This window comes from Vibrio sp. AIC-3, assembly GCF_013114515.1.
Classification (GTDB): Bacteria; Pseudomonadota; Gammaproteobacteria; order Enterobacterales; family Vibrionaceae; genus Vibrio; species Vibrio crassostreae_C.
In genome coordinates this window covers 80,820-95,834 of sequence record NZ_VTXG01000004.1, presented here as the reverse complement: position 1 = coordinate 95,834, position 15,015 = coordinate 80,820, and the positions used below count along the sequence as shown (strand labels likewise).

The following is a 15,015-nucleotide window of genomic DNA, read 5'->3' as shown; positions in this document are numbered from 1 at the left end:
AAATAATGAAACGGAGTTTTAAAAATTAACCTTGAAAAATAAAGAAATGTAAAAGGAGTTCAGAATGAATGTCGATATGCTCGTCGTGGGCGTTTACTTTATCTTCATGATAGCGATAGGCGTCATCTTTAAGCGCTTTGCGGGTAGTTCCACCAGCGACTATTTCCGAGGCGGCGGTAAAATGCTGTGGTGGATGGTGGGCTCCACGGCCTTTATGACCCAATTCAGTGCATGGACGTTCACTGGAGCAGCAGGCAAAGCCTTTACCGATGGTTTTCCTATCATGGTTGTTTTTATGGCCAACGCATTTGGTTTCCTACTTTCTTGGTTGTTTTTCTCGTACCGTTTCCGTCAAATGCGCGTTGTGACACCTATAGAGGGGGTCCGTCGTCGCTTTGGTGGCACCAATGAACAGGTATTTACGTGGGCGACCATGCCAACCAGCATCGTTTACACGGGTATTTGGCTCAACGGTCTAGCACTTTTCGTAAGCGCGGTATTTAAAGTGGACATCGAGACAACCATTGTTGTGACCGGCCTTATCGTTCTATTCATCTCTGTAATTGGCGGTGCTTGGGGTGTGGTTGCATCCGACTTTGTGCAAATGGTCGTCATTATGGCGGTCACCGTCGTTTGTGCCGTTGCTGCTTTAGTTAAGATTGGCGGTCCAACAAACCTTATTGAGCAGTTCCCCGCTGATTCAATTATGGGTTCAGATATGAATTATCCACTACTGTTCGTGGCATGGTTCATCTTCATGTTTGTTAAGCAGCTTCAAAACATTAACAATATGCAAGACTCATATCGTTTCCTAACTGCGAAAGACTCGACCAATGCGCGCAAAGCCGCACTACTGGCGTTTGTTCTTATGCTAATTGGTCCTGCAATTTGGTTCCTACCACCTTGGGTAACGGCAGTCATGTACCCAGATGCAGCTACTGTTCATGCTGCAGAACTGGGTAAAAAAGCTGCGGATGCGGTATATCTAGTGTTCGTAGAGAACGCAATGCCTGTTGGTATGGTTGGCCTGCTTATGTCTGCGGTATTTGCAGCGACCATGTCGTCAATGGATTCAGGTCTTAATCGTAACTCTGGCATCTTTGTTCGCAACTTCTATGCGCCAATCCTTAATAAAAAGGCTGACGACAAAAAACTAATGCGCGTAAGCCAAATTGTCACTATGTGTTTTGGTGGTCTTATTATTCTCGTCGCACTGTTTATCAACTCGCTTCGTGGATTGAGTCTATTTGATGCCATGATGTACGTGAGTACATTGCTGCAGATGCCAATTCTTGTACCACTATTCTTCGGTATCTTCATTAAGAAGACACCAGATTGGGCTGCATGGGCGACACTGGCCGTCGGTATCGTGGTCTCTTACCTAGTTAGCTTTGTGATTACGGCTGACGTGGTGGCAAACTGGCTGAACCTAGATACACCATTTACCGGTCGTGAAGCGAAAGATCTTAAGGTGCTACTAGGCATTATGGGTCACCTATTCATCACTGGTGGTTTCTTCTGCCTCACAACTCGATTCTACAAAGAGCCAGTGGGTGAACGTAAGTCTGAACTGACGGAGTTCTGGAATGATGTTGCGACTCCAGTTGTAGAAGAAGCTGGTCAAGACGAGCTAGATCGTCAACAACGCAATATGCTAGGCAAATTGATTCTTGTATTTGGCCTTCTAGTGACACTAATGGTACTTATCCCTAATCCATTCTGGGGACGAATGGCCTTTGTCTTCTGTGGTGCGGTCATTGTGACCGTAGGTAGTTTGCTTCTTAAGAGTGCCAAACAGGCGGATAAGCTAACAGCAAGTCGTGCCACATAGCCTGATTAACCCCGATTGAGGAGCTACGCAGTTCACAGTAGCTCCTTTTTTAACCAGTAATGAAACGAAGTACACCTTAAACACGGAAGGGAGATCCAAACGTGAAAATGAACGTGAACACACTCGCCATACTTATACCTCTTACTCTATATAGTGCCCCTGGTCTTTCTGCTCCAGGTTATAAACAAGGTGCAACGTTACCTACGACATTTCCAAACACTATTTATGCTGTTGATCATGGCATTATCGCAGATGACGGGATCGATGATTCTGCAGCACTGCAAGCCATCATCGATAATGAGGTTACTGCCTCGACGAGTAACAATACTTTGATTGTACTGCCAAAGGGCACTATCAACCTGAGCGATGAAATCCATATCGACAAGTCAGGGGTGGTAATCAAAGGGGCGGGCAGCGATCCCGATACGGGTACGCAAATTGTCGTCAAATCTTGGTCCCCTTACGGAGTGGATGCCAGCAATGCGCCTGATTTTGATAAGAAATACTGGCCTGGTTTTGGCGTATTCCGTGTCGAGACTCGAGAAAAACATGCCAAAGAGCCTGCTTACGAGGGGAGTGTTAACTTTCATTGGAAACATAGCATTGAGTTTGCACAGCCGGCGAAAATGGGTGATACCAAAATTGTCTTAGAATCAGGAAAAGTTGGCGAATTTAGTCAGGGTGATCTTATATATGTTGGCGCCGCTACTGACCGAGCGTTTTTGGATGAAGGACAAGTGCCGGAATCGAGAAGAAGTGCTAGTCACATTAAAACTGGGCACATGCGCACACAGATTTTTAAAGTAACGGCGGTAAATACCAGCAGTAATACAGTCACCCTTGATGGCGCGCTTGAATTTGATATTCCGCTAAACAATGAGGGTGGTTATAACAGCCGTGTTATGCCAGTGAGTGCAATAGAAAATTTTGGTTTGCAAGATTTCTTTCTAACTATGGACATAGAAGGTAGTCACTGTGAAGGGTACAACCGCAACCAATTCTCGGCAAGCAACCCTAATGGTGTCTTGTATCGTTATGAGAACGTATGTGCACAAGATGCGATTCACGGCATCATACTCAAGTGGGCGTATAACGGCTGGGTCGATAATGTCCGTATCGACATGATTGGCTCGCACCCTATTGTTAGTGAGTTTGCCAAAGCAGTCACCATTTCCAACAATACTATCGACGGTTCATGGAACAAAGGCGCTGGTGGTAATGGTTATGTACGTGGTTCAAAGTTATACAATAGCTGGATCCACAATAACGATATTCGAAACATTCGACACCTTGCTCTACAGTGGTCAGCAACAGGAAATATCGTTGAGAACAATACACTGAATGTTGATATGAACTTCCACGGCGGCTGGGAGCGTAACAATTTGGTTCGTTCTAATCATATTGCAGTGCCGTTTGAACATCGCAGTTGGTCAAATGGAGCGCCAGAGTCTGGAGCAACGTGGCAACCTATTTGGGTCGGCTCTGGCGATCATGCAAGCAAGTGGTCAGGGCCAACTGGACCAAATAACGTCCTAGTTAATAACACGCTGAAGAAAGCAAAGAACTCGGGTGACAGCATTACTCGATGGGGGCTGTTTGATGAACCGGATGTCGAGTACGCGCTCAATTGGGATGGTAGCCAATATAAACACCTGAATATCAACGGGGAGCCAATAGCGACTTGGAATCAAACATTGGCAGAGGGCGTTTATCAGCAGATCCCGCAGTCTGGTGTTACCGTTGCAGGCGGGTCATGGCCACCAGAAGGTGTGGATCCGGAAGAGCCTGTTGATCCGGTCGATCCGCCGGTTTCTGAGGGGTGTGATTCGGTGACCCAATATAGTTGGAAGCAGCAAATGGAAATAGACCTTTCTCAAGCCAATTGTATAGCGATTGATAGAGATCTCTCTGGGAAAACGGTACAAGTTTGGGATAGTGATGCAAACAGTAGTTGTGACTTCAGAGGTATGTTATCCAGTGTGGATGGTAGTGGTTCAATTAGCGTGACGTCAAACTATGTGAGCAGCAATGTTCTTACAGGTAAGCTGATTAAAATGATAGAAAATAATAATTGTCAGTATGTTAAGTTTAGGTCCTATTGATTTTAAATGGGTATTAAATAAAAAAGGAGCTCATCGAGAGCTCCTTTTTTTATTTAATAACCCCCACTCATAAGATTTAAAAAGTTTGATAAAAATCACAATTACTAGAGTGTATATAACATCTATGTAATTAAATGATCTTGATCGTGTTTTTGAACCATTGTTTCAATTAATATTGAATTTAATTTCATTAAGGGGTTTTTATGATTATCAAGAAAAGTATGATTGCTGTTTCTCTTGTTCTTTCTTGGGGGGCAATAGCTGGTAATATAGATTTCATCTCATACGATGAAGTTGCACTTGAATATAACAAGCAAAATATAACGGTGAAGCAAGATTCAATTGACGAGTTAATCGCAAAGGCTGAAAAAGCACTGGCTGCATCAATAGATCCTGTGACTAATAAAACGTTATTACCGGCGAGTGGCGACAAGCATGACTATTTCAGCTTCGGACCTTATTGGTGGCCGAATCCTGATACCAAAGATGGTCTACCTTATGTCCGCCGCGACGGTGAATATAATATGGCGACCAAAAGTGCAGCAACGGACAAACAGCGCTTTATCCGTTTTACCAAAGACGTGACAGACTTGAGTCTTGCTTATTACTTCACTGACAATCAAGCCTACGCTGACAAAGCGAAAGCTCAGCTTATCGCCTGGTTTGTCGACCCGAATACACGAATGAATCCAAACTTAAATCATGCACAAGCGATACCTGGAATTGTTGATGGGCGTGGTATCGGCATTATTGATAGCCGCTTGCTGATACCAGTTTTAGATAGTATCAATATTTTAAAACAACAGCTTACCCCACAAGATTATCAGGCTATGGTTGATTGGTTTAGTGATTTTAATCACTGGTTGCTAACCAGTAATCATGGTTTTGAAGAGGACAATTGGCATAACAATCATGGCACATGGTATGACGCTCAAGTCGCTGCCTTTGCCATCTTTGTGGGTAACGACGATATTGCTAAGCAGCGTCTGAGAATCACACAAATGCGCCGAATTGGTAGTCAGTTTGATATGAATGGTCGTCAGCATGGAGAGCTAGAACGCACGCGTCCTTGGCATTATTCAAACTTCAATCTTGAAGCTTACAATCACCTAGGGCACTTCGGAGATAAGCTCGGTGTTGATGTTTGGAATTATGAAATTGATAAACACTCTCTAGCGAAAGGTTATCAATATATTGCAAAGCATGCCAATCAACCTGATAAATGGCAATACAAAGAACTAAAAGGATTTGATGGTTCTAAAGCTTTCGTAAATTTACTTTATGCGCAAAAAGCATACGGTGAACCGTTATTTACTGATGCAATCTCTGAATTAAGTAAAGAGAAAGTAAATAGCAAAAAAGTAGCTAATCTATTGTTTAAATAAAAAGGAATTATACTGTGTCTAAGTTTTATAAAATAGCTTCAATTGCGGTTTTGGCATTAGTTTCGAGTGCCTCTGTTTCTGCTGCATCTCTTGATTTTCGTCAAGAATACAAACACGAAAGTGAAACTTATGCGAGCCGCGTTAAACTTGGTGCGGGCGTAGGAAATATGTACTTTGGTGTTGAAGCAATGCAGAAAGGTAAGCCGTTTTCAGAATGGGAATCGAAAGGCAATGAATTTGACTTCGGCTATAAATATAAAATTGATGATAATTGGATGTTGATTCCAGGTATGCCAATTACCTTCTTCCCTGGTCACGTGACCTATAAACCTCAGCTTCGCGCTCAGTACTCTTTTGATTCAGGGGTTGTTACTAAGCTTCGCTACCGCCATGAGTTCCGTAACTTCTCTGATGATCGCTCTGCCGAGCAAAAGAGCAAAGTCACGGCCAACGTCGATTACAAATACAACGGTTTTCAGTTTGGTCTAGAAGCGAACTACGAGAAAGGTTTGGATGATCAAGTATTCTTTGATAACGGCGACACCAATTGGGATGCACTTTTCAAACTTGGCTACAAAGGCGAAGACTGGAGCTGGCGTCCATATGTGGAGTTCGCCAATGTTTCAGTTTCGAGCTCTTCAAGCGATCGTCAACTTCGAAGCCGTATCGGCATTACTTATAGCTTCTAGGCGTTTGCTGTAATTGACTGTCCGTTTGGCCACACTAGGTTGTTAGTGTGGCCATTTTTTATTGTGAGGGATTATGACACTAATAAAAAGAGGTGCACTGCTGTTAGTAACAGCCATGTTGGGCATCGCGCTGATTGTTTTTGTAAGCTTGGACTCAATCAAGACGTCATTGGTTGAGACTAAAAAGCATGAAGTTGCTTCGTTACTTTCATTTGCAAAGAAACAAGCATCAGATGCTATTTTACAAAGTCGTTCTCCGGAAGAAGCTGAGCAGCGTGTAATGACTGTGTTGTCTACCTATCGTCTGGGAAATGCTTACATTTGGGCGAATGACCACAATGCCATTGCTCGCGTGCATGTACGTAGCGAAAAACTGGGAACGTTTCAAAGCTCCTACGCTCGCCATGTAAATCTGCTTAAAGATAATGAGTTCAATTACGTAATCGGTGAAGTGAGTAAGCCTAACTCGTCGGAAAAGGTGACCAAGGTGAGTGCGATCACCATGATTCCCGAGCTTAAATGGGTTATGGGGCTTGGGATCTACATGGACGATGTTGAAGAGAGTTATCAACAACTCGTGATGCGCCTTCTAATCTACAGTGGTGGGATTCTAGCGGTAATATTGCTGATTAGCAGTCTTATTGCGCGCAGTATTTTTCGCTCGGTGGGTGGAGAGCCAAGCGTTGTTGTTTCTTTGACGAAGCGTATTGCAAATGGGCAGTTAACTCACTCTGTGACGAAATCCGCTCCGCAGGGAAGTATTTTAGAATCCGTAGGCCAGATGCAAACGTCCCTCAAACAGTTTGTTGATAAAATCGCCTCGGTTTCATCAATGGTTAATCAGTCTACAGACAGTCTAGATCGAAATGTTGTTGCGACGACGCAAAGCCTAGGGCAAATACGCTCGATTTCGGATGATACGCTCAATTCTATGAAAGCGCTTGAACTGAGTATAGAGGAAATCAATACAGGCATTGATAAAGCACAATCGAATAGTTTGCAGTCTCAATCATTGTCTGAAGAAGGAGTAGAGGCTATTCAACTGATGGAGGGTTCTGTCGAGGACATTCGTACTAGCCTTGATAGTTCACTACAAAGCTTTGGCCTGTTGGCAGCAAAGTATGAACAGATAACCGGGGTTGTTGAGGTGATCCAAGGCATCGCTGAACAGACAAACTTGCTTGCCCTAAACGCTGCGATCGAAGCCGCGAGAGCTGGCGAACAGGGGCGTGGCTTTGCTGTCGTTGCTGATGAAGTTCGAAGTCTTGCCGCCAGAACGTCCGATGCAACGGTAGAAATATCTAATATGAGCGCGCATATCTTGTCGGAGTCTGAACATGTTTCCAATGAATTGAGATCGCTTCTCGAAAAAATCTCTCAAAGCGAAGAGAAATCGGAACAAGTAGGTGTGATTTTTAGTCAAGTGAAGCAAGGTGCGAGTGACGTTCAGAGCATCGTTTCTGACTTAAAACGGTCAACAAAGACTGAGCTGGCTATTTCTGAGCAGGTTTATCTTTCTATTGAGCAACTTCTCAAGATTCAAGAGGCAAACTTGAGCCGAATAGAACAGTTTTCTTTGAGCTCAAGTGAGCTTAAACAGCTATCGGAAGATCTACAATCCAATAGCCATGGCTTTGAAAAATAACAGCATGTGGCAGCTCAAGCTGCCACACTTAACAAGGCTTATATATCACGTCGGTGAGTGGGCGATGGCAGAGTTTAAGTCTTTTTACTTGTGCCAAAAAGAGCTCAGCGCAACCGAGTGCATCACTGGCTGCTGAATGAGCTTGATAATCGGGAAGGTTATAGTGTTGGCGCAGGTCATCAAGTTGGAAGCTGGCATGGCCGCGATTCTTACCCAAGTAGCTAAATCGCTTCTCAAGCAATAGAGTGTCTATCATATAGCACGGCAGTTTTTGCAGTTGGTAGTGCCTTTTTAGATACGACGATAAAAAGCTATATTCAATGCATGCACTATGAGCGATGATAATTTTACCTGCAAGATGCTCGATCAAGCTATCGAGCGCAAGCTCAGCCTCAACTCCTTGTTCTTGAACCTGCATTGGCATAATTTCATGAACGACCGCGCTTTCCGGTCGGATAGTGACATCTTGGCGCAAAATCACTTCGCTGACACTGGTTAGTTCTATCTCTTCGTAGCTCAATTCCACCGTTCCAATAGACAGGATTCGATCCGAGTCTGCTTCCAGCCCTGTTGTTTCAAAATCGAGAGCGACGAACTGTTGCTCGGAAACTGGGCGCTCTGCATTGGGAAGCGGGTGGGCAAAGTAGTGCTCTAGTGCACGAGATGGCCAACGCTTGGCCCTCATGGACTGGTGCAAATCTTCAATGTTGTCGCCCTTAGAAAATAGCTTATGTAACGTTTTGGCCAGCATGTTAGAACCCACTCATGAACTTGAGTTTAGCGACGTCTTGCAGTTCGCTAATGATCTTGAAGGCTTCTTTAAGGTGTTTGCGTTCAAAACTGCTGAACTCGTCCGGACGTATATTATTGTCAGGAGAATCACCACGAAGCTGCGCGTTGAGTTGGTGTCTAAATCGCACCTGCATAAGAAAACGGTAAGCGCCAATAATGTTATCGCAGCTGTCTTGAGATAAGGTACCTTGCTCGACGGCATATCGAAAACGCTCTTCCGTGCCTGTTAAAGAGCCTCCAGCTGATAGGCTGTATATGCGAGCGAGGTCGATAATTAGGTTCAAGGCAAACTTTTTGATATTGAGTGATTTGGTATTGTCTCCGCTTTTCTCAAGAACCAAACTGTTGAAAATGCCAAGTGGGGGTGACGTTTCGATAGCATCGCGTGTCAGTGCTGGGATAAAGCGAGGATTTGCATGAATGGTTTCGTGCAGGTGGTTTTGAAGCGTATCGACTAGCTCCGCGTTTCCGTAAACGCAGCGTATCTCCATAAAGACACTGATACTAAGCAGTTTGTTGTACTCAGGACTCGCCACCCATTTAGTGTAGTAGTCCTTCCAGCGACCGACATTCTGATTCCATTTGGCTGTCGCGGCCATGTATTTACCGCTGCATAAAGGGTAGCCCACGGCCGCTAATCCATTACAAACGCGCATCGCAAAGTAGGCGAAGTAGAATCGGTCATCCTCAGTGGCACCTTCCGCGAGAACCAGAGCATTGTCTTGATCCGATAGCATGTGAACTTCGTTCCGTGCATGTGATCCGGCTACCATCCATGCATAGTCACAAGGCGGCGGACCGAGCACCTCTTCGGTTAGTTGGATTATTCGTCTATTGAACGCATCCATGATCATCGACATCACTTGGCCATGAATCTCGGCACTCACGCCACTTTCGACTAAGGCCTGGAAAATGGTTTCCTTTTCATCTCGAAGGTTCGCGAGAGCACTTATCGAGTTCGCATACTTGATCTTTTCAATTAAAAATAACGACTGCGTTCGATGATTGTGAACTAGGTGAGTGGTGGTCAATAAGCCCTTTACTTCTTGCTTGGCAATGACTGGTAGGCAGCGAATGTTGTATTGCAGCATCAGTGAAATCGCTTGAATTACCTTATCCTCGCTGTTTATCAAAATGGGATTGCGCGTCATGACTTCATGAATTGGGCGCTGGGTGTCTACCCCTCGAGCGACAACGTGTTGTGTCATATCTCGATCGGTAACTAAGCCGACGATTTCTTGCCCTTTTAGTACGACGGCACACGAACTGCGGCGTTTGCCACACATGGCTTTAGCGACGTCCATGATGGAGTCGCAATAGTCAGAAACAGTGATGTTTTCGCTGGCAACTTCGCCAACCGTTCGAAAGAACAGGCTTTTCTCTTCTTTATTGACGATAGAGCGTATTGCAGAGTTCAATCTCGTTTTTGCGGTTGCGGCAAAGTAATCTTTGAACTCGGGATGCAGTTCGCACGTTTCTTGGATATTTGCGTGGGGGATTAAGTAAAGTAGTGAGTCTTCAATAGCTTCTGCTCGATAGCCATCTTCTGCTTCTTTGAGTGGTTCCAGAAAAGTAAACCCAAATTGATCTTCTTCTCCAAGACGAGCCCTTAGTTTATTAATTTGGGTTCGCTGTTCGATTGCACCTTTTCGGATTACATATAGATACCTTTTTTGGCACATCGAGTGAAACTCAATACATTCTCCCTTAGCGAGATATTTGACCGTTACGGAGCTTGCCAGTGATTTGACTACCTGTCTTGGAAGAAGGTCGAAGGGATCAAGGTGAATCAAAAAGTCGAAAATATTATTTGAAGCTGAAGTGCCCATATAAATCCTTAGTTGAAACGGTGTTTCATTAAATTATTGGGTGGTAAAAAAAGCAGCACGAATGCTGCTTTTTTCTTTATTACTTTTAGACAGGGTAATTGTGGTAGCCCAGGTGCTCCGATACATTGCGACCAGCTGAGTGGAGAAGAGCGATGTACTCGCGCTTGCGGCTCTCTTCAAATCGAATAGTAGGAAACGAAACGGAGATGGCTGCAATAGGATCACCAAAACGATCGTAAATTGGTACGGCGATACAACGCAAACCTGGTTCTTGCTCTTCATTGTCTTCACCAAAGTGCTGCTCACGAACAAGGTCTAACTCTTCAAGTAGTTGGTCTACATTCTCATGCGTGCGCTGTGTGTGCTTTTTAAATTCAACATTAGCCAAAAGATCTCGAACGTCTTGGTCTTCCATATGAGACATCAATACCTTACCAATTGCTGTGCTGTAGAGCGGGTTTCGACGCCCAATGCGTGAGTGCATACGTAGATGGTAACTGGAGTCTATCTTGTGCAGATAGATGATAGAGTCTTCGTCAATGGAGCCTAAGTGAACAGTTTCATTGATGATCTTTGAGATTTTCGCCATTTCAGCATTGGCGAGATCAACCAGATCGACATGCTCTAGAGCTTTTGAGCCCAGCTCAAACAGTTTTAGAGTTAGGGAGTATTTATCGGCTTCCCCTTCTTGCTCAACAAACCCGAGTGTCTTCATGGTTTGCAAAAAACGATAAGTCGTCGCCTTTGACATCATCAAGCGTTGAGAAAGTTCTGATACACCAATCTCTTTTTGGTCAGCTAGCGCTGAGAGAATGTTGAACACTTTTAATACTGACGATACAGCTTCCGGTTGAGTTGATTTTTCCATTTCACGCTCTGAGTCATTGTTGATAACGTCAAATTATACCTGACATACTTGGACGAGTCAGTAGTTTCGAAAAGCCATTTCATTTATTTAAAACCAACACTTGAGACATTAATCACATTTGAGGTGGTGAATCCAAAAAAATAAAACGCAATTTCAAAAATAACTTTCAGTGGTGTCATTTTTTGTGTAGTGTTGGTTTTAACAGAGTGAGCAGCCCCTTTTATTTGTTCACCACACATTCACTACAAAGGAACAGACTATGATTCTTGATTCATTTAGCCTTGAAGGCAAAGTAGCAGTGGTAACTGGTTGTGATACTGGTCTAGGTCAAGGTATGGCACTTGGTCTTGCAGCGGCTGGTTGTAGCGTCGTTGGCGTTAACTATGTTGAACCAACCGAAACGATCGAAAAAATGAATGCAGCAGGTTACAAGTTCCTAGATGTTCGCGCTAACCTACTAAAACAAGACGATATCCCTCATATCATCGACAGCACTGTGACTGAATTCGGTAAAGTGGATATCCTAGTAAACAACGCAGGTATCATCCGTCGTGAAGATGCGATCGACTTCTCAGAGCAAAACTGGGATGACGTTATGAACATCAACTCGAAAACTGTTTATTTCATGTCTCAAGCAGTAGCGCGTCAGTTTATTGCTCAAGGCACTGGCGGTAAGATCATCAACATCGCTTCTATGCTTTCTTTCCAAGGCGGCATCCGTGTACCTTCTTACACTGCATCTAAGAGTGCGGTTATGGGTATCACTCGTGCAATGGCAAACGAGTGGGCTCGTCATAACATCAACGTCAACGCAATTGCACCTGGCTACATGGCAACCAACAACACAGCGGCATTACGTGCAGATGAAGATCGTAACGCAGCTATCCTAGAGCGTATTCCTGCTGACCGTTGGGGTACTCCAGAAGATGTTGCTGGCCCATGTGTATTCTTAGCGTCTGACGCTGCGTCTTACATCAATGGTTACACTGTTGCTGTAGATGGTGGTTGGCTATCTCGTTAATAGGCTGAGAGAGGATGATTGATCTATTTTCTGTCGGACAGGTATTAGGCTTTTTGAGTTTTGGTTTAGGCATTTCGACCTTTTACCAAAAAAATGACAGGCAGCTCAAAATACTAATGTTGGTCTTTAATATCAATCATCTTCTTCATTACTTATTACTAGGTTCAACCGTATCTGCCGTGGCTGCCGGGTTATCTGCAGCGAGAACCTTGGCATCAATACATACACGTTCCAAACTTGTAGCAGCCGTTTTCATTGTTGTTGCAGGTGGTTTTGGGTATTGGATTGCTGATGGTATCGGGCAGTTATGGTCCATCGTTGGCACAATGATCGGGACATTCTCAATGTTTGTTCTTAGCGGTGTTGCAATGCGCGTTGGTTTTTTGGTTGGGGCGACATGTTGGTTAATCAACAATATTTTGGTTGGCTCAATTGGGGGCACCTTACTGGAAGCAACGCTGATAGTGACGAACCTAGTCACCATTTATCGATTACGCAAATCAACAGATTTGGTATCTAGCGAATCACAAACATAATAGGTTTATACACATGTTCGTATTCAACAAAGATGTTCAATTAGAAAACTTAGGTGAAGGTGTGAGCCGCAAGGTGCTTGCACACAACGACAACATGATGTCAGTTGAAGTCCACTTTGAGAAAGGGGCTATTGGCGCGATGCACTCGCACCCACATGAGCAGCTTACTTACGTATTGTCTGGCGCTTTTGAGTTCACGATTGGCGATGAAAAACACATCGTTAAGGCCGGTGACACCATGTATAAGCAGCCAGATATTGAACACGGTTGTGTCTGTGTCGAGGCCGGTACGCTCATCGATACGTTCACACCAATGCGCAAAGATTTTGTTTAAAACTAAATTATTGACGAGCCTTCTCGTCGGGGAACTATTATGAAAATTGCACTAACTATGGAAAACAGCCAAGCACCTAAAAACGCTATGGTTGCTGCTGAGCTAAACACGGTTGCTGGTGGTTTAGGTCACGAAGTATTCAATGTAGGTATGACTGACGAAAACGATCATCACCTAACGTATATCCACCTAGGTATCCAAGCGAGCATCCTACTGAACTCTAAGGCAGTGGATTTCATCGTGACTGGTTGTGGTACAGGTCAAGGCGCACTAATGGCAAGCAACCTACACCCAGGTGTGGTATGTGGTTACTGCTTAGAGCCATCTGACGCATTCCTATTCAACCAAATCAACAACGGCAACGCGATTTCTCTAGCGTTCGCAAAAGGCTTTGGTTGGGCTGGCGAACTGAACGTTCGTTACGTCTTCGAAAAAGCGTTCACTGGCGCTCGTGGCGAAGGTTACCCAATCGAGCGTGCGGCACCTCAGCAAGCGAACGCTGAAATCCTGAACAACGTGAAAGAGGCAGTATGTAAAGACGTTGTTGAGTCTCTACGTGCGATTGACCAAGATCTTGTTAAGCAAGCTGTTGGTAGTGTTCAGTTCCAAGAGTGTTTCTTTGCAAACTGCCAAGTTACTGAGATTGCAGAATACGTTCGCACTTTGATTGACTAGTTTGATTTAACTCCAAGTTACCTCAGCCCCCTAGAATCCTTGTCTCTGGGGTTACTTTAATCAAACGTTGCACCACTTGGTAGCCATTTTATTTATTGTTTTGGTGGCCATATCGGGATTACTCCAGCCAGTGTTATCACTGGTTTTTTTTGTATAGAGTACACCCTCAGCTAGGCTGGGGGGCCGCAAAGCATACAGCTATAAGCCAGTTATATAACCCCTTTCAATTTGATAAAAACGTCTTGTGGTCTGCTAACTGCAAGAGCTAATTAAGAATTGAAAGCGGGTCCCAATAAGGGACGAAAAGCGCTTAGCGCACACGCGATGGAATTGTAAATATCATGTAGTTTTTGCACCTAATTACAGACGTCAGGTGTTCTATGGAGAGAAACGAAGGGCAGTAGGCGAAATGCTTAGAAAACTATGTGAATTGAAAAACGTGAATATTATTGAAGCAGAGTGCTGTGCAGATCATATTCATATGCTTTTAGAGATACCACCGGCTTTGTCGGTGGATACTTTTTTTGTTTTCAGCTATCAACAAATCTAGCGACATCTTTTCTCCATACCATTCGTTATCTTCTCGTCCTTGTATCGTTTTTGTTCTTGTAAAAACAGTCAGCCCCACGGCCGAAGCTCGTGGGGCTGATTTTCGTTAATTGAAGACCGAACTAGTTAACGTGCGCAACCGCGTCTTTAACCAGTTGGCCAAGCTCATCCCAGTGACCTTTGTCGATAAGGTTGGTTGGAACCATCCAAGTACCGCCACACGCTAGTACCGATTTGATAGATAGGTAGTCATCAACATTTTTAAGGTTGACACCACCTGTTGGCATGAACTTCACTGGGTAAACAGCGGTTAGTGCTTTTAGCATACCCACACCGCCAGATGGCTCTGCGGGGAAGAACTTCAGTGTGCGCAGACCCATTTCCATGGCTTGCTCAACAAGGCTTGGGTTGTTAACACCCGGTACGATGGGTACGTTTTTGTCGATGCAGTATTGAACTGTGCGCGGGTTGAAGCCAGGGCTTACGATAAAGTCAACACCAGCTTCAATCGCTTGATCGACTTGCTCGTTAGTAAGAACGGTACCCGCGCCAATCAGCATATCAGGGTATGCTTGACGCATTGCTGCGATCGCGTCTGCTGCACACTCGGTGCGGAATGTGATTTCTGCGCATGGCATGCCGTTGTCTACGAGTGCTTTACCTAGAGGAATAGCATCTTCAACTTTGTTGATTGCAATTACAGGGATTACTTTAAGGCTTGCTAGCTGTTCGTTTAAGGTTGTCATTTGTCTTTGTCCT

The 15,015-nt window shown here is 44.4% G+C and carries 13 protein-coding genes and 1 pseudogene; 10 read left to right on the top strand and 4 right to left on the bottom strand.

Features of this window, described 5'->3' with window-relative positions:
* Positions 1-64 precede the first annotated feature (64 nt).
* The 5 genes from F0229_RS04725 (at position 65) to F0229_RS04705 (ending at position 7,652) form a co-directional block, all read left to right on the top strand.
* Positions 65-1,831 carry a sodium:solute symporter family protein gene (locus tag F0229_RS04725; RefSeq protein WP_171732358.1) on the top strand — a complete coding sequence of 589 codons (1,767 nt, stop codon included), beginning with the start codon at positions 65-67 and terminating at the stop codon, positions 1,829-1,831.
* A 107-nt stretch (positions 1,832-1,938) separates the two neighbouring features.
* Positions 1,939-3,933, top strand: coding sequence for a right-handed parallel beta-helix repeat-containing protein (locus F0229_RS04720; protein ID WP_171732401.1), 1,995 nt, complete (start codon positions 1,939-1,941; stop codon positions 3,931-3,933).
* Between the two features lie 203 nt (positions 3,934-4,136).
* Positions 4,137-5,318: an alginate lyase family protein gene (locus tag F0229_RS04715; protein ID WP_216606073.1), complete on the top strand. Its 1,182-nt coding sequence runs from the start codon at positions 4,137-4,139 to the stop codon at positions 5,316-5,318.
* Between the two features lie 14 nt (positions 5,319-5,332).
* Entirely contained in the window at positions 5,333-6,007 is a 675-nt protein-coding gene (locus F0229_RS04710) for an oligogalacturonate-specific porin KdgM family protein (RefSeq protein WP_171732357.1), read from the top strand.
* A 73-nt stretch (positions 6,008-6,080) separates the two neighbouring features.
* The gene (locus F0229_RS04705) at positions 6,081-7,652 is read left to right on the top strand and encodes a methyl-accepting chemotaxis protein (protein WP_171732356.1); all 1,572 of its coding nucleotides are present in this window, start codon (positions 6,081-6,083) and stop codon (positions 7,650-7,652) included.
* A 28-nt stretch (positions 7,653-7,680) separates the two neighbouring features.
* Here F0229_RS04705 and F0229_RS04700 read toward each other — a convergent pair whose 3' ends face one another.
* The 3 genes from F0229_RS04700 to kdgR all read right to left on the bottom strand — a co-directional run bounded on the left by F0229_RS04700 (position 7,681) and on the right by kdgR (position 11,141).
* Positions 7,681-8,403 carry an exonuclease domain-containing protein gene (locus F0229_RS04700; protein ID WP_171732355.1) on the bottom strand — a complete coding sequence of 241 codons (723 nt, stop codon included), beginning with the start codon at positions 8,401-8,403 and terminating at the stop codon, positions 7,681-7,683.
* A gap of 1 nt (position 8,404) precedes the next feature.
* Positions 8,405-10,273 (bottom strand): DUF294 nucleotidyltransferase-like domain-containing protein, encoded by a 1,869-nt coding sequence (locus F0229_RS04695; protein ID WP_171732354.1) that lies wholly within the window; start codon positions 10,271-10,273, stop codon positions 8,405-8,407.
* Positions 10,274-10,358: 85 nt separating this feature from the next.
* Positions 10,359-11,141 (bottom strand): DNA-binding transcriptional regulator KdgR, encoded by a 783-nt coding sequence (gene kdgR / locus F0229_RS04690; protein ID WP_171732353.1) that lies wholly within the window; start codon positions 11,139-11,141, stop codon positions 10,359-10,361.
* A gap of 259 nt (positions 11,142-11,400) precedes the next feature.
* Between kdgR and kduD the strand changes: the two genes are divergently transcribed.
* The 5 genes and pseudogenes from kduD to tnpA form a co-directional block, all read left to right on the top strand.
* Positions 11,401-12,162: a 2-dehydro-3-deoxy-D-gluconate 5-dehydrogenase KduD gene (gene kduD, locus F0229_RS04685; RefSeq protein WP_171732352.1), complete on the top strand. Its 762-nt coding sequence runs from the start codon at positions 11,401-11,403 to the stop codon at positions 12,160-12,162.
* A 14-nt stretch (positions 12,163-12,176) separates the two neighbouring features.
* The gene (locus F0229_RS04680) at positions 12,177-12,698 is read left to right on the top strand and encodes a YgjV family protein (protein ID WP_171732351.1); all 522 of its coding nucleotides are present in this window, start codon (positions 12,177-12,179) and stop codon (positions 12,696-12,698) included.
* A gap of 13 nt (positions 12,699-12,711) precedes the next feature.
* Positions 12,712-13,032 carry a cupin domain-containing protein gene (locus F0229_RS04675; protein ID WP_171732350.1) on the top strand — a complete coding sequence of 107 codons (321 nt, stop codon included), beginning with the start codon at positions 12,712-12,714 and terminating at the stop codon, positions 13,030-13,032.
* A gap of 39 nt (positions 13,033-13,071) precedes the next feature.
* On the top strand, positions 13,072-13,707 hold the full coding sequence (locus F0229_RS04670) for an RpiB/LacA/LacB family sugar-phosphate isomerase (RefSeq protein WP_171732349.1): 636 nt from the start codon (positions 13,072-13,074) through the stop codon (positions 13,705-13,707).
* 292 nt (positions 13,708-13,999) lie between these two features.
* Positions 14,000-14,230: pseudogene (gene tnpA, locus F0229_RS04665) on the top strand (IS200/IS605 family transposase); the annotation flags it as partial.
* Positions 14,231-14,378: 148 nt separating this feature from the next.
* Here tnpA and F0229_RS04660 read toward each other — a convergent pair.
* Positions 14,379-15,002 carry a bifunctional 4-hydroxy-2-oxoglutarate aldolase/2-dehydro-3-deoxy-phosphogluconate aldolase gene (locus F0229_RS04660; protein ID WP_171732348.1) on the bottom strand — a complete coding sequence of 208 codons (624 nt, stop codon included), beginning with the start codon at positions 15,000-15,002 and terminating at the stop codon, positions 14,379-14,381.
* Between the last annotated feature and the right edge of the window lie 13 nt (positions 15,003-15,015).

Coding starts and splice junctions, on each gene's coding strand:
- F0229_RS04725 (WP_171732358.1), top strand. CDS start 65: ATGAATGTCGATATGCTCGTCGTGGGCGTTTACTTTATCTTCATGATA.
- F0229_RS04720 (WP_171732401.1), top strand. CDS start 1,939: ATGAACGTGAACACACTCGCCATACTTATACCTCTTACTCTATATAGT.
- F0229_RS04715 (WP_216606073.1), top strand. CDS start 4,137: ATGATTATCAAGAAAAGTATGATTGCTGTTTCTCTTGTTCTTTCTTGG.
- F0229_RS04705 (WP_171732356.1), top strand. CDS start 6,081: ATGACACTAATAAAAAGAGGTGCACTGCTGTTAGTAACAGCCATGTTG.
- F0229_RS04700 (WP_171732355.1), bottom strand. CDS start 8,403: ATGCTGGCCAAAACGTTACATAAGCTATTTTCTAAGGGCGACAACATT.
- F0229_RS04695 (WP_171732354.1), bottom strand. CDS start 10,273: ATGGGCACTTCAGCTTCAAATAATATTTTCGACTTTTTGATTCACCTT.
- kdgR (WP_171732353.1), bottom strand. CDS start 11,141: ATGGAAAAATCAACTCAACCGGAAGCTGTATCGTCAGTATTAAAAGTG.
- kduD (WP_171732352.1), top strand. CDS start 11,401: ATGATTCTTGATTCATTTAGCCTTGAAGGCAAAGTAGCAGTGGTAACT.
- F0229_RS04680 (WP_171732351.1), top strand. CDS start 12,177: ATGATTGATCTATTTTCTGTCGGACAGGTATTAGGCTTTTTGAGTTTT.
- F0229_RS04675 (WP_171732350.1), top strand. CDS start 12,712: ATGTTCGTATTCAACAAAGATGTTCAATTAGAAAACTTAGGTGAAGGT.
- F0229_RS04670 (WP_171732349.1), top strand. CDS start 13,072: ATGAAAATTGCACTAACTATGGAAAACAGCCAAGCACCTAAAAACGCT.
- F0229_RS04660 (WP_171732348.1), bottom strand. CDS start 15,002: ATGACAACCTTAAACGAACAGCTAGCAAGCCTTAAAGTAATCCCTGTA.